This window comes from Pseudonocardia sp. CA-142604, assembly GCF_050948475.1.
In the GTDB taxonomy this organism is placed as follows: domain Bacteria; phylum Actinomycetota; class Actinomycetes; order Mycobacteriales; family Pseudonocardiaceae; genus Pseudonocardia; species Pseudonocardia alaniniphila.
In genome coordinates this window covers 1,834,533-1,847,800 of the sequence record NZ_CP192045.1, presented here as the reverse complement: position 1 = coordinate 1,847,800, position 13,268 = coordinate 1,834,533, and the positions used below count along the sequence as shown (strand labels likewise).

The window sequence follows — 13,268 nt, the reverse complement described above, 5'->3', positions numbered from 1 at the left end:
TGCGTGGAAGCCCCGCGGGGCGTCCGGCGTTCCACGGCTGTGCGTAGCGACGTCGTGGTGATCGGAGCCGGTCAGGCGGGGTTGTCCGCGGCGTACGGCCTGCGCCGGGCCGGGCTCGAGCCGGGTGCAGGCTTCGTCGTGCTCGACGGCGAGGACGGCCCCGGCGGCGCGTGGCGGCACCGCTGGCCGACGTTGCGGATCGACAAGGTCCACGGCATCAAGGACCTGCCGGGACTGCCGTTCGCACCCGCCGACCCGTCGCGGCCTGCGGCCGAGGTAGTGCCCGCGTATTTCGCCGCGTACGAGCGCGAGTTCGACCTGCAGGTGCGCCGCCCTGTGCACGTCGCGGCCGTTCGCGACCGTGCGCCCGAACTGCTCGTCGAGACCGACGCCGGCACATGGACGACCCGTGCCCTGATCAACGCCACCGGCACGTGGACCCGCCCCTTCCGCCCCCGCTACCCCGGGCAGGACACCTTCCGCGGCCGTCAGCTGCACACGGCCGACTACCGCGGGCCGGAGGAGTTCGCCGGGCTGCGGGTGGTGGTGGTCGGCGGCGGGACGTCCGCCGTCCAACTGCTCATGGAGATCGCCACGGTCGCCGCGGCCACCACATGGGTGACGCGTCGGCCGCCGGAGTTCCGGGACGCGCCCTTCGACGAGGACGCGGGACGCACCGCGGTGGCCCGCGTCGAGGAGCGGGTCCGAGCGGGCCTGCCACCGCAGAGCGTCGTCGGCGTGACCGGGTTGATGCTCACCCCGCAGGTGCGCGCGGCCCAGGAGTCGGGCGTACTCCACCGGCTGCCGATGTTCGAGCGGATCACCTCCGACGGGGTGAGCTGGGCCGACGGCACCACCGCGGCGGCCGACGTGATCCTCTGGGCCACCGGCTGGCGGGCCGCGCTGGGGCACCTCGCTCCACTGGGGCTGCGCGGGCCGGGCGGAGGGATCGCGGTGGACGGCACCCGGGTCCGCTCCGACCCGCGCATCCATCTCGTGGGCTACGGCCCGAGCGCGAGCACGATCGGCGCCAACAGGGCCGGGCGGGCGGCAGCGCACGAGGTGGTGTCGTTGCTGCGGGAGCCCCTCAGCGCGTGATTCCGGTGTGCCCCAGCGAATAGCGACCGGGCTGGGGCCACACGCACAGCCCGTGTGGCCCGTGCCCCACGCGGAACGTGTGGATCAGGCGTCCGTCGGTGGTGTCGATGACGTAGACGGCGCGGTCGTAGCGGCCCGAGAGCCACAACTGCCGGCCGTCCGGGGTCACGTTGCCCATGTCGGGGCTGCCACCGGGGATCCACCACTTCGTGATCGGGGCGCCCGTGTAGGCGTCGAGCACGCTGATGCTGCCCTCGTGGCGGTTGGTGACGAACATCCGCTGCGCGTCGCGGGAGAGGTAGAGCCCGTGCGCGCCGTGCCCGGTGGGGATCTCGCGAAGCACCTTGGTGGCCGCGCCGTCGAGCACCCAGAGCCCGTTCTGCTCGCTGTCGGCGACGTAGAACACCGAGCCGTCCGGGGCGAGCTTGACGTCCTGCGGGCCCATCGTCGTGTTCCGCACGGGCATGTCGATCATGCGGAGCAAGCGGCGCGACGCCACGTCGACCACCGCGACCCGCCCGGCGAACTCGCAGCTGAACACGGCCGTGCGCCCGTCGGCGGTGAAGTCCGCGTGGTCGATGCCGGCGCAGTCGGGGGTGGGCAGGTCGCCTTGCTCCTGCCAGGTGTGCGGGTCGTAGAAGACCAGCCGCTTCTGGGCCTCGGCCACGGAGATCGCCGTCCGGCCGTCCGGGGTGAAGTACATGTTGTACGGGTCCTGCACCGGGATGTTCGGTCCGGGCTCGCCCGTCCTCGGGTCGAACGGCGTCATCTTGTTCGTGATGTCGTCGGTCGCGTAGAGCGTCTTCATGTCGTAGGACGGCACCACGTGCTGCAACTCGCCGCCCAGCTCGTACCTCGCCACGACGGCGAGGCGGGCGGGGTCGATCACCCAGACGTCGCCGCTCTTCGTGTGCGGCACGTACACCAAGGGCTTCGCCGCCTTCGCCGCGTCGGTGAACATCGTCGGCCCGGTGGCGGAGTAGATGTTGCGCGGGTCGAGCACCGGCGGCATCCCGGGTAGCCCGTCGACCACGGGAGCCGGGGCGGGCCCGGCCGGCGCGGCGGCCCCCGGCGCGCCCGCAAGCGGTGGCGCGACATGCGGCACGCCGGCGCAGGACGTGATGGCCACCACGACGGCCGGCAGCAGTGCGGCGAACCGCCTGCGACACAGCCTGCGAGCGTGCCCGCCAACCGCGCTGGGCGCGAACCCGCACCGTCGCGTGTCGTCGTCGCTCCCCATCCGCCGGACGATACGAGCCCGTGACCAGGCTTTTCCATCGCTGAGACGGCCCAGTGGGCAGAGCGGTCGCGTTCGTCACGATCTCCCGCACGCCGTCCGGGTGACGGGTTTCAGGATCGTCGGGATTCTGCGTTCGCGAGCCAGTCCTGGAACTCGGTGGCGACGATGCGCTGGTCATGGGTGTCGGCGGCGGCCGGAGAACAGAGCCAGCGCACCGGTTCGGCCATGACGTCGGCGGACAGCAGGTGCGCCGCGCCGGCCACCACGCCGTCCGTCATGCCGGTCGCGGTGCCGCCCCCGGGAAGGAGAATGTTCACCCGGACAGAGGTGTCGGCGAGATCGGCGGCCATGACCCGGGACAACGCCTCCGAGCCCGCCCGAGAAGGCCCGTACGGCACGAACCCGGCCCTCGTCATCGTCGCGTAGTTCACGCTGACGTTGATGATCCGGCCACCGGGAGCCGCCAGAAGGTCGGGCACCACGGCGGAGGCGACGAGGAAGTAACCGGTGAGGTTGGTGTCCACCACGTCGCGGAACCCCGCCTCCGGCACCTGCCAGAACGGCCGGCGCTCCACCATGAAGCGCGGGTTCACCGTGCGCATGCCGATACCGGCGTTGTTGACCAGCACGTCCAGGCCACCGAGCAGGTCGATCGTGCGGTCGCGCCCGGCACGCACCGACGCGCTGTCACGAACGTCCATCCCGATGCCGTGCACCTCGCCCGGCAGCGTCGCGGCAACCTCCGCGGCACGCTCGGCGGCGCGGCCGGTGATGACGATCCGGTGCCCGTCCTCGACGAGTGCGCGGGCCATGGCCAGCCCCAGCCCGCTCGTTCCTCCCGTGATCAGGATCCGCATGCCGCCCAGTCTCCTCCGGCACCTGGTGCCCGACCGGGATCGGGCCGCCGGAGCGGAATACAAATAGCAGATTCGGCCCAGAAATTACCATTCTTCCTCGTCGGCGGTGATCAGCTTTGGTTTCTCGCCGCAATTGCGGAACATTGAGTTGGGGGTTCCACGGCGGGGCGCTGTGGCAGGAACGAGCCGGAGGATCTGATGCGGTCGTGGCGTGTGGTGGGTGTGCTGGCGGTGGCCGGACTTGCGCTCGCGGGGTGTACGGGCTCAGGCACGAACACGGCAGCCCCGGCTGCGAACCGCGGGCCCGTGCACGTCCTCTACGCGGGTTCCCTGGTGAACGTGATGGAGCGAGAGATCGGACCGAAGTTCGCGGCGGCCAGCGGCTTCCAGTACCAGGGGGAAGGCGGCGGCTCCGACGCGCTGGCGAACGAGATCAAGGGCAAGGTCAAGCAGGCCGACGTCTTCATCAGCGCCAGCCCCGCCACCAACTCGACCCTGGAGGGCGCCGCCAACGGCAACGAGGTGTCGTGGTTCGCCACGTTCGCGTCCTCGCCGCTGGTGATCGGCTACAACCCGAACAGCAAGTTCGCCGCCGACCTGAAGTCCAAGCCGTGGCAGCAGGTGCTCGCCGAGCCGGGCTTCCGCGTGGGCCGCACCGATCCCACCACCGACCCGAAGGGGAAGCTGGCGGTGCAGGCGCTCGACCAGAACGGCCTCTCGAAGCTGGCCTCGGACCAGGCGGAGGTGTTCCCGGAGACCGAGCTGGTCGGGCGGTTGCAGTCCGGTCAGCTCGACGCCGGGTTCTTCTACTCCGCCGAGGCGACGCCCGACAAGATCCCGACGATCGCCGTGCCCCCGGGATCGTTGGCAGCGAACTACACGGTCACCGTGCTCGACAACGCACCCGACCAGGCCGGTGCAGTGGCCTTCGTCAACTATCTGCTCGGCCACGACGGCACCTCGGTGCTGACGGCCAACGGATTCCGGCTGACGTCGCCGCCGAAGGTCTCCGGCGCGGCGAACGCGGTTCCCGCGGCGCTGCACCCGCAGATTCCCGCTTCATGAGTTGCTCACAGCGACGGCCGGCCCATCAGCCCGATCGGCCGGCATCGGCCAGACGACGATCCGTTCCGGAGGGAGTCGCACGCGGCAGCGCGCGCCGGTCGTCGCCGCCTCGTCGTCCGTGCTGACGGCAGTGAGCTCGCAGCCCCCGTCCAGCACGACCAGTAGCTCGGCGACGGCGCCCATGTGGACCACGTCGATGATCGTTGCGCCGTGCTCGCCGGCGCCGGGGGGCTCCGAGTCGAGCTCGACGTGTTCCGGGCGGACGCACCACTCCACGTCGGTCCCGGCTGGAACGCCGACCGCTCCCGTGGCGATCGCCGTTCCCGCCGACTCGAGCGTTCCGGCGTCACACATGCGGCCCGCGTGCAGGTTGCGGATGCCCAGCAGACGCGCGACGGCCGGGCCTGCCGGGTGGGCGAAGACCTCCGGCTGGCAGCCGCTCTGCAGGAGCGCTCCGTCGGCCACCAGCAGTACCTCGTCGGCGAGCAAAGCCGCCTCCTCGGGATCGTGGGTGACGAGCACCGTGGTCACCGCGGTGTCGCGCTGAACGCGCCGCAGCTCGCGACGGAGCTCGTCACGCACCGGCGTGTCGAGCCCGGTGAAGGGCTCGTCGAGCAGCAGCAACCGGGGCTGGCGGGCGAGCGCCCTGGCCAGCGCCACCCGGCGGCGCTGCCCGCCCGACAGCTGGTGGGGCAGCCGGTCCTCGAGACCGTCGAGATGCAGGCGGGTGAGCCAGTGGGCGGCGACGGCAGGGTCGGTGCCGACCCCGAAGGTGATCTGGCTCCACACCGGCAGATGCGGGAGCAGGCAGGAGTCCTGCGGCACGTAACCCACGTCGCGGCGCTCGGGGTCGAGCCCGGTGAGCGCGTGGCCCCCGAGATGCACCGCTCCCTCGCGCAGCGGCGCGAGTCCGGCGAGCAGCTTCAGCATCAGTGACTTCCCCGCCCCGGACGGACCGAGCACTGCCAGGTGGCTGCTGAGCGCGGAGTGGCCCACCCGCAGATGGAACCCGCCCAGCCGGGCGTCGAGGTCGAAGCCGAGCCGCTCGGGAGGGCGGGCGGCCGGGGCGCGCGGCGGCGGTGGCGCCACCCGCGCGTGCCGTCCGCCGTACCGGCGTCCAGCGGCCCCGCTCAGAGCAAGCACCACCACGGCAGCGAGTAACGCCGCGGCCACGGGGATCAACGTGGTGTCCACCCCGGAGCTGCCGAACTCCACGTAGGTGAAGACCGGCAGCGAGTACGGGTGGTAGGCGAGCACGACGGTGGCCCCGAACTCCCCGAAAGCGCGCAGCCAGGCCAGGAGCAGGCCCGCCCGGATCCCGGCCCAGGCCCCCGGGAGGGCGACCCGTGCGAACCGCGACCAGCGCCCGTGCCCCAGGGTCGCGGCGACGTCGGCGAGCTCGGGATCCAACGCCGCGAACGCCGACCGCGCAGCGATGATCAGGAAGGGCGCAGCCACGAAGACCTGGGCCAGCACCACCCCGGTCAGGTCATCGGTCAGCCCGCCGCCGAACAGCCCCCCGAGCGCCGTGTAGGGACCGATCACGTACACCAGCAGCAGCCCGCTGACCAGCGGCGGAAGGGCCAGCGGCAGCTGCACCGCCACGCCGAGCAGCTCGGCGGCACGCCCGCGCGCCCGCGCCAGCAGGTAGCCCAGCGGTATGCCGCCGACAGCGATGACGACCGTGGCGACCGTGGCCGTGACCACCGAGACCCCCAGCGCATCGCCGATGCCCGGCACCGTGAGCTGGTCAGCCGGCGCTTCCGCCAGCCGCACGAGGAACGCACCGATCGGGACCAGCAGGTAGGCCACCAACAGCGCCGCGAGCCACGGCAGCGGCGTCCCCAACGTGACGTCGCAGCGTGTGGTGCGTGCTCGCAGCACGCCTGCACGCTGCGAGGCTGCCCCACGCGCTGCGAAGTGCGCCAAGAACCACCGCGACGCCAAGATGCCCGGGGTCAGGCGTCGGTTCTCACCTCGGTGCCGTCCTGGGCCCACCGGGTGTGGAACGAGCCCTCCGCGTCGATCCGGCGGTAGGTGTGGGCGCCGAAGTAGTCGCGCAGACCCTGGATGAGGTTCGCCGGGCCGCGCTCGCGGCGGTAGCCGTCGTAGTAGGACAGCGACGACGAGAACGCCGGGATCGCCACGCCCTGCTCCGTCGCCGTGACCACCACCCGTCGCCACGCGTCCTGCGCGTTGGCCACGGCCTCGGTGAAGTAGGGCACCATCAGCAGGTTCTCGATGTCCTCGTGCTCGGCGTACGCCTCGCGGATCCGGTTGAGGAACCGGGCGCGGATGATGCAGCCGCCCCGCCAGATGGTGGCCATGGCGCCGAGGTCGAGGTTCCAGTCGTTGGCCTGCGACGCGGCCCGCATCTGCGCGAAGCCCTGTGCGTACGCCACGACCTTGCTCGCGTAGAGGGCCAGGCGGATGTCCTCCACGAGGTCGGTGCGGTTCTCCCCCGCGCCGGGGACGGGCCCGGCCAGCGTGCCGGCTGCCGCCTTGCGCTCCTGGCGCAGCGAGGAGAGCGTGCGCGCGAACACGGCCTCGGTGATGCCGGTGAGCGGGACCCCGAGCTCCAGAGCGTCCTGCGACGTCCAGCGTCCGGTGCCCTTCTGCTCGGCCTGGTCGACGATGGCATCGACCAGCGGGCCTCCGGTGCGTGCGTCGGTCTTCTGGAGGACCTCGCCGGTGATCTCGATCAGGTACGACTCGAGGTCGCCCGCGTTCCACTCCTCGAAGATCTTGCCGATCGCCGGGGCGTCGAGCCCTGCCACGTGCGTGAGCAGGTCGTACGCCTCGGCGATGAGCTGGATGTCGGCGTACTCGATGCCGTTGTGCACCATCTTCACGTAGTGGCCCGCGCCGTCCGGGCCGACGTGCACGCAGCACGGCGTTCCGTCGACGACGGCGGCGATGCCCGTGAAGATGTCCTCGACCTCGGCATATGCCGACGGGTCTCCCCCGGGCATGATGCTGGGCCCGAGCAGCGCGCCCTCCTCGCCGCCGGACACCCCGACGCCCATGAAACGCAGCCCGCGCTCTGCACAGGCGTCGGTGCGCCGCTTCGTGTCGGGGAAGTGCGAGTTGCCGGCGTCGATGATGATGTCGCCCTCGTCGAGGAGCGGGGAGAGTTCCTCGATCACCGCGTCGACGGGCGCCCCGGCCTTGACCATCACGATGATCCGGCGCGGCCGCTCCAGCGCGGCGACGAAGTCCTCCATGCTCTCCGCAGCCGTGAACGCGCCCTCGTCCCCGTACGCCTCCATGAACTCACGCGTGCGTGCCGGCGTCCGGTTGTGCACGGCCACGGGGGTGCCTCGCCGGGCGATGTTGCGGGCGAGGTTCGCCCCCATCACCGCCAGCCCGGTGACTCCGATACGGCTCTTTGCGTCTGCCACGGTCATCGCTCTCCCTCACCTCGGCCCCGGCGACGTTACCCGCGGAGCACATCGCTCAGCTCGTCGCCCGCCTCACGCCGACCCCGCCGGACGCCCGGGAATTCCGCGGGCGGCCGGCGGGGCGGCAGGACGTCAGAACTTCGCGGCGGCCGGCACGACCTCGCGCCCGAGGAGCTCCAACGGCGTGATCTCCCACATGCCGGGCACGTAGCCGTGCACCTCGGCGACGCCCAGCGCTGCCAGCTGCTCCAGGCGCCCGATGATCGTGTCGATCTTCTCGCCCTTCTCGCCGGGGTCGAGGCGCATCATGACGGTCTTCTCGATCTCGTCGTACGGACGGCCGACCGTCTCGCAGTGCCCGCGCAGCACGTCCAGCTTGTGCTCCAGCTCGGGCCCGTCGAACAGGTTGCAGGCCTGCGCGTACTGCGCGACGAGCCGCAGCGTCTTCTTCTCCCCGCCACCGCCGATCAGGATCGGCGGGTGCGGCCGGCTCAGCGGCTGCGGGACGTTCAGCGTCCGCGCGAGCCGGTAGTGCTTCCCCTGGTAGGGGCCGTCCTCGGCCCCCCACATCTGCAGGCAGATCTGCAGGCTCTCTTCCAGTCGCTCGAACCGCTCGGCGGTGGGCGGGAACAGCAGCCCGAGCCCGTTCGCCTCCTCCTCGTTCCACCCGGCGCCGATCCCCAGCCAGGCACGTCCGCCCGAGAGCACATCCAGCGTGCTGACCATCTTCGCGAGCATCCCGGGCTCCCGGTAGGTGGCCGCCGTGACCCAGGCCAGCAGCTGCACCCGTGATGTGCGCGCCGCAAGGTAGCCGAGGGTGGTGTACGCCTCGAGCATGTCGTCCTCGACGGGCCCGATACCGCGGATCTGCCAGATGTGGTCCATGACGCTGACCCGCCCGAAGCCTGCGTCCTCAGCAACGGTGACGATCCGGGTGAGGTCGTCGGCGAGCCCGGAAGGCCCCGCCGGGAAAGTGAAATTCGCGATGTGCAGGCCGATGTCCACGTGCGTAACTCCTCTACCGCATGTCCCATGTGGGTCACGAAGTACGGTACTCGGAGAGCACTCCGGTTTGCCTGGTCCTACCGGTACCAGGCGATGGCGTGGAGCGTCGGTGAACTCAGGGTTCAGAGGTACGTACGTACCGCAGGCTCAGAAGGCCGGCCAGGGGATGGCGGGGCCGTAGCCGGAGGGCTCGGGATAGCACGGGTCGGCGAGCATCGCGTCGACGCGAGCCGACAACGTGCGCATCTCGCGGCGGGTGATGTGCTCGCCCAGCGTGTCGCAGAGCCCGTCGTCGAGCTCGGAGCGCAGGCGGCCCATCGCCTCCATGACGTGCTCGGGCAGCGGCCTGCCCACCCAGCCCCACAGCACCGTGCGGAGCTTCTCCTCGGTGTGCAGGCACAGTCCGTGGTCGACGCCGTAGACGTTGCCGTCGACGCCGGCGAGGACGTGGCCGCCCTTGCGGTCGGCGTTGTTGGTGACCACGTCGAACGCGGCCATCGCCTGCAGCTCCGGTGTGTCGGCGTGCACGAGCACGGCGGGCTCGCCGCGGTCACCGCGCGCCCGCAGCACCCCCAGCCAGCCCGGCGGCACGTCCTTCGGAGCGCAGACGTCGACGAGCTCGCGCTCCTCGTCGGTGTCCACCCAGATCTGCACCATCCCGGTTCCGAACGGGCCGTTGCGCAGCACCGTCGGCGGCACGACATGCAGGCCGGCGGCCTCGGACACCAGGTATGTCGCCACCTCGCGCCCGGCGAGCGTGCCGTCCGGGAAGTCCCAGAGCGGACGCTCACCGCGCACCGGCTTGTAGACGCACTGCGCCTCGAGCCCGTTGGTGGTGATGGTGCCGAACAGGGTGGCGTTCGAGGCGTCCACCAGTCGTCCGGTGATCTCTATCCGGCCTCGCCGGAGTAGTTCCGGCACAGCCGGGTCGCGAGGGTCCACGTGCGTCAGCGTCGGTCTCTCGTCAGTCCCCGACCGGGGAGCGCTCGTGGTAGCCGTTCAGCCGCACGCACACGTGACCCTCCGGGTCGAGTGGCTCGGCGCACAACGGGCAAGGTGGGCGCCCGGCGGACACCACCCGCTCCGCCCTGTCGGCGAAGGCACGGGCCTGCACCGGCGAGAGGAACACGCGAAGAGCGTCGGGGCCCTCCTCGGTGTCGTCGAGGACGACGGACTCGTCGACCTCCTCGTCGGTGACCGCGAGCAGTTCGACGACGATGGACCGCGAGTCGGCGTCCCAGCCCAGGCCCATGGTGCCGACCCGGAACTCCTCCTCGAGCGGCACGGCGAGCGGGTCGAGATCGCTGCCACCTGCGCTCTCGGGAACCTCGTCGCCGAACCGGCGCGCCACCTCCTGCAGCAACGCGCTGATGCGGTCGGCGAGCACCGAGACCTGCTGTTTCTCGAGCAGGACGCTGATCGTGCGAGCATCCTCGATGGCCTGCAGGTAGAAGGAGCGGTCGCCGGGTTCGCCAACGGTCCCGGCGACGAAGCGCTCGGGCTGGCGGAAGACATGGATGACGCGTGACATGACGCCATCGAGAGTAGGCCACCGCGGCCCGCACGGCACGTCCTCGGTCGATCAGGTACCGGTGCTACCGCCCACCACCGCGTCCGAGCTGCGAGAGGTCGTCTTGCGCCTGCGTTTCGGCTTCGGCGGGATCAGCCCGGCGACGTCGCCGCCGAGGTCGTTGACCCGTGCGACGAACGGCCGGGTGTCGGTGTAGTGCACGACGCTGATCGACCCCGGATCGACCACGATGCGCTGGAAGTTGTCCAGGTGGGTGGCCAGCGCGTCGGCCAGCACGGCCTTGATCACGTCGCCGTGGGTGCACGCCAGCCACACCGCAGTGGGCCCGTGCTCCTCGGCGATGCGCGCCCCGTGCCTGCGCACGGCCGCCACCGCGCGGGCCTGCATGCCCGCCAGCCCCTCACCACCCGGGAACACGGCCGCGGACGGGTGCGCCTGCACGACCTTCCACAGCGGCTCCTTGAACAACGTCTTGAGCGCAGCCCCGGTCCACGACCCGTAGTCGACCTCGGCGAGCTCGGGCTCCGACACCGACGTCAGTCCGCGGTCCTTCGCCAGCGGGGCGACGGTCTGCTCGCACCGCACCATCGGCGAGCAGACGATCTCCGAGACGGGCACGCCCGTGAGCCGGTCCACCAGCTTCTGCGCCTGCGCCAGCCCCACGTCGTCCAGCTCCACACCAGGGCTGCGCCCGGCGAGGACGCCGGCCGCATTGGCCGCCGACCTGCCGTGGCGGAGCAGGATGAGGGTGGTCACGTCAGCTCCTCTCCCACGTTTCGTCGCGGCCTCGCCGGGCCCGTCGCGGTCCGGTCACGATCACCGAGCCTACGTGCCACCGACGGACCAGGGCTCCGGTTGCAGCGCCGAGCCCCCATCGGGACGGTCAGGTCGCCGCGAGCCAGCCCGCGCTCAGTGCCACGAACAGCACCGCGCCCAGAACCACTCGATACCAGACGAACAGGTACACGCTGTGCCGTTCGACGTAGCGCAGCAGCCACGCGATCGAGGCGTAGCCGATGGCGAACGCGATGACGGTGGCGACGGCCATCTGCAGCGGGCTCGGCCCGTCACCGGCGAGGACGTCAGGAATCTGGAACAGCCCCGATGCCACCACGGCCGGGATCGCGAGCAGGAACGAGTAGCGCACCGCGGCGGGGCGGGTGAAGCCGAGGAACAGTCCCGCGGTGATCGTGCCGCCGGAGCGGGAGACCCCGGGGATCAACGCCATCGCCTGCGCGAAGCCGAGCAGGATGCCGTCCACCGGCTTCATCTGGTCCAGCTCCAGCCGCTGCCGCCCCACCCGCTCGGCCAGTCCGAGCAGCAGGCCGAACAGGATCAGCGTGGTCGCGATGAGCCAGAGGTTGCGTGCTGCGGTCTGGATCTGATCTTCGAAGATCACACCGAGTAGACCGATCGGGATCGTGCCGATGATCACGAGCCAGGCCATCCGGTAGTCCGGCGTGGTACGGACGGCCGCGTTCGTGAAGCCCCGGAACCAGGTGGCGACGAGGTGCCCGATGTCGCGCGCGAAGAACACGATCACCGCGAGTTCGGTGCCCAGCTGGGTGACCGCGGTGAACGCCGCACCCGCATCGCGTCCGAAGAAGACCTCGGAGACGATCCGTAGATGGGCCGACGAAGAGATCGGCAGGAACTCCGTCAAACCTTGCACAACACCGAGAACCAGCACTTCCAGCCAAGTCACGCGCGGACCGTACCGAGACCCCGGTCGTGGTCACGCCTAGGCTCTTCTTGTGCGGCGGCGACGGGTCGGGACCAGCGGGCTGGAGGTGTCGCACATCGGCCTCGGCACCTTGACGTGGGGTGCCGACACCGATGCCGACGCTGCGAAGGCTCAGCTCGCCGCGTTCGTCGACGCCGGCGGCACCCTCGTGGAGACCTCGGACGCCTATGGCGACGGCGCCGCGCAAGAGACTTTGCGCGGGGTCCTCGCGTCCGCCGTGGCGCGTGAGCAACTCGTGATCGCCGGGCGAGCCTCACTGCCCGGTGGCCCGCTCGGGGACGGCGCGGCGCGTGGCGCTCTCCTCGCGGCGCTCGACGCCACGCTCGCCCGGCTCGGCATCGACCACCTGGATCTCTGGCAGCTGCCCGGCTTCGACGCCACCGTCCCGCTGGAGGAGACGCTCTCCGCGGTGCAGCTGGCCGTCATGGCGGGCAAGGTCCGCTACGCGGGGCTCGTCGCTCCCGCGGGATGGCAACTCGCCACGGTGGCCGAGCGCGGGCGGACCCTCGGCAGCATCACGGTTCCGGTGTCGGCGCAGGTGGAGTACTCCCTGCTGTCCCGCGACGTCGAGCATGAGCTCCTCCCTGCCGCCCAGCACCACGGCCTCGGGCTCCTGGCCTGGGCTCCGCTCGGGCGTGGCGTCCTCACCGGCAAGTACGCCGACGGCACCCCTGCCGACTCGCGGGCGGCATCGCCCACGCTGGCGCCCTACGTGGAGGCGCGGCGCAACGAGCGTTCGGCCCGGATCGTGCAGGCCGTGCTCACGGCGGCCGACGGGCTGGGCACCTCACCGCTCTCGGTGGCGTTGGCGTGGGTGCGCGACCGGCCCGGCGTGGCCGCAGCGATCGTCGGCGCCCGGGACGCAGCGCAGCTGGCTGCGTCGATGGCGGCCGAGTCGGTGACGTTGCCGCCCGAGATAAGGTCCGCGCTCGACGACGTGAGCGCCACGCGTTGAGCGCCCGAGAACCTGGCACGTCACCCCCACCGGGCCTATGGTGTGGGGATTCCACCCGGCGTTCACCACAACGTCGGATTCTGCAGGTGGGCGAGCTGGCGGGGAGGTGAGCCGGTGGAGCGAAGCGGCCCGACCGGCACGATCGAGGGGGATTCTGCAGACGGAGACTGGGAGTACCGCCCGGTCCAGCTACCCGGAGATGTTTCCCGGATGACCGCGGCGGTGCGACTGGCGATCCAGGCCGAGTTCGGCGGCTGGGAGCTTTCGCGCGTGCGGCTCTACCCGGGCGGTGTCCGGAAGGTGTGGCTGCGCCGGCGGCGAAGCTCGAGGATGCTCCCCGAGCTCTCCGTCTAGCCCGTCCCCATCAGGGGG

13 protein-coding genes are annotated in these 13,268 nt (G+C 71.4%); 4 read left to right on the top strand and 9 right to left on the bottom strand.

From position 1 onward, the window contains the following. Positions 1 to 3: 3 nt before the first annotated feature. Complete coding sequence (locus ACQPZQ_RS08430) at positions 4 to 1,098, top strand: NAD(P)-binding domain-containing protein (RefSeq protein ID WP_433293753.1); 1,095 nt, start codon at positions 4 to 6, stop codon at positions 1,096 to 1,098. On the opposite strand, the gene ACQPZQ_RS08425 is transcribed toward ACQPZQ_RS08430, so the two are convergent. Beyond that, positions 1,088 to 2,338, bottom strand: a complete 1,251-nt coding sequence (locus tag ACQPZQ_RS08425) for a beta-propeller fold lactonase family protein (RefSeq protein ID WP_433293751.1) — start codon at positions 2,336 to 2,338, stop codon at positions 1,088 to 1,090. The two genes, ACQPZQ_RS08430 and ACQPZQ_RS08425, sit on opposite strands and share 11 nt — an antisense overlap. Before the next feature lie 110 nt (positions 2,339 to 2,448). Further along, positions 2,449 to 3,195, bottom strand: coding sequence for an SDR family NAD(P)-dependent oxidoreductase (locus tag ACQPZQ_RS08420; protein WP_433293748.1), 747 nt, complete (start codon positions 3,193 to 3,195; stop codon positions 2,449 to 2,451). A 198-nt stretch (positions 3,196 to 3,393) separates the two neighbouring features. Between ACQPZQ_RS08420 and ACQPZQ_RS08415 the strand changes: the two genes are divergently transcribed. After that, positions 3,394 to 4,260 (top strand): extracellular solute-binding protein, encoded by an 867-nt coding sequence (locus ACQPZQ_RS08415; protein ID WP_433293746.1) that lies wholly within the window; start codon positions 3,394 to 3,396, stop codon positions 4,258 to 4,260. Here ACQPZQ_RS08415 and ACQPZQ_RS08410 read toward each other — a convergent pair. From ACQPZQ_RS08410 to ACQPZQ_RS08380, 7 genes are all read right to left on the bottom strand, one after another. Continuing rightward, positions 4,255 to 6,144, bottom strand: a complete 1,890-nt coding sequence (locus ACQPZQ_RS08410) for an ABC transporter ATP-binding protein/permease (RefSeq protein ID WP_433293744.1) — start codon at positions 6,142 to 6,144, stop codon at positions 4,255 to 4,257. The genes ACQPZQ_RS08415 and ACQPZQ_RS08410 overlap by 6 nt on opposite strands. Before the next feature lie 74 nt (positions 6,145 to 6,218). Continuing rightward, the gene (gndA, locus tag ACQPZQ_RS08405) at positions 6,219 to 7,667 is read right to left on the bottom strand and encodes an NADP-dependent phosphogluconate dehydrogenase (protein ID WP_433293742.1); all 1,449 of its coding nucleotides are present in this window, start codon (positions 7,665 to 7,667) and stop codon (positions 6,219 to 6,221) included. Positions 7,668 to 7,793: 126 nt separating this feature from the next. After that, complete coding sequence (locus ACQPZQ_RS08400; RefSeq protein WP_433293740.1) at positions 7,794 to 8,666, bottom strand: LLM class F420-dependent oxidoreductase; 873 nt, start codon at positions 8,664 to 8,666, stop codon at positions 7,794 to 7,796. 147 nt (positions 8,667 to 8,813) lie between these two features. Then, on the bottom strand, positions 8,814 to 9,608 hold the full coding sequence (locus tag ACQPZQ_RS08395) for an SCO1664 family protein (RefSeq protein WP_433293738.1): 795 nt from the start codon (positions 9,606 to 9,608) through the stop codon (positions 8,814 to 8,816). 22 nt (positions 9,609 to 9,630) lie between these two features. Continuing rightward, entirely contained in the window at positions 9,631 to 10,197 is a 567-nt protein-coding gene (locus tag ACQPZQ_RS08390) for a DUF3090 domain-containing protein (protein WP_433293736.1), read from the bottom strand. Positions 10,198 to 10,248: 51 nt separating this feature from the next. Further along, entirely contained in the window at positions 10,249 to 10,953 is a 705-nt protein-coding gene (locus ACQPZQ_RS08385; protein WP_433293733.1) for a histidine phosphatase family protein, read from the bottom strand. Positions 10,954 to 11,080: 127 nt separating this feature from the next. Next, a complete protein-coding gene (locus tag ACQPZQ_RS08380) occupies positions 11,081 to 11,902 on the bottom strand; it encodes an undecaprenyl-diphosphate phosphatase (RefSeq protein ID WP_433293731.1) in 822 nt (273 codons plus the stop codon). Positions 11,903 to 11,951: 49 nt separating this feature from the next. Here ACQPZQ_RS08380 and ACQPZQ_RS08375 point away from each other — a divergent pair, with 49 nt between their 5' ends. Then, entirely contained in the window at positions 11,952 to 12,896 is a 945-nt protein-coding gene (locus ACQPZQ_RS08375) for an aldo/keto reductase (protein ID WP_433293729.1), read from the top strand. 141 nt (positions 12,897 to 13,037) lie between these two features. Further along, a complete protein-coding gene (locus ACQPZQ_RS08370; RefSeq protein WP_433299072.1) occupies positions 13,038 to 13,250 on the top strand; it encodes a DUF5703 family protein in 213 nt (70 codons plus the stop codon). Positions 13,251 to 13,268: the final 18 nt, after the last annotated feature.

Bases quoted from the DNA above. Each gene is read 5' to 3' on its own strand.
- ACQPZQ_RS08425 (WP_433293751.1), bottom strand. From the start codon at position 2,338: ATGGGGAGCGACGACGACACGCGACGGTGCGGGTTCGCGCCCAGCGCG.
- ACQPZQ_RS08420 (WP_433293748.1), bottom strand. From the start codon at position 3,195: ATGCGGATCCTGATCACGGGAGGAACGAGCGGGCTGGGGCTGGCCATG.
- ACQPZQ_RS08390 (WP_433293736.1), bottom strand. From the start codon at position 10,197: ATGTCACGCGTCATCCATGTCTTCCGCCAGCCCGAGCGCTTCGTCGCC.
- gndA (WP_433293742.1), bottom strand. From the start codon at position 7,667: ATGACCGTGGCAGACGCAAAGAGCCGTATCGGAGTCACCGGGCTGGCG.
- ACQPZQ_RS08415 (WP_433293746.1), top strand. From the start codon at position 3,394: ATGCGGTCGTGGCGTGTGGTGGGTGTGCTGGCGGTGGCCGGACTTGCG.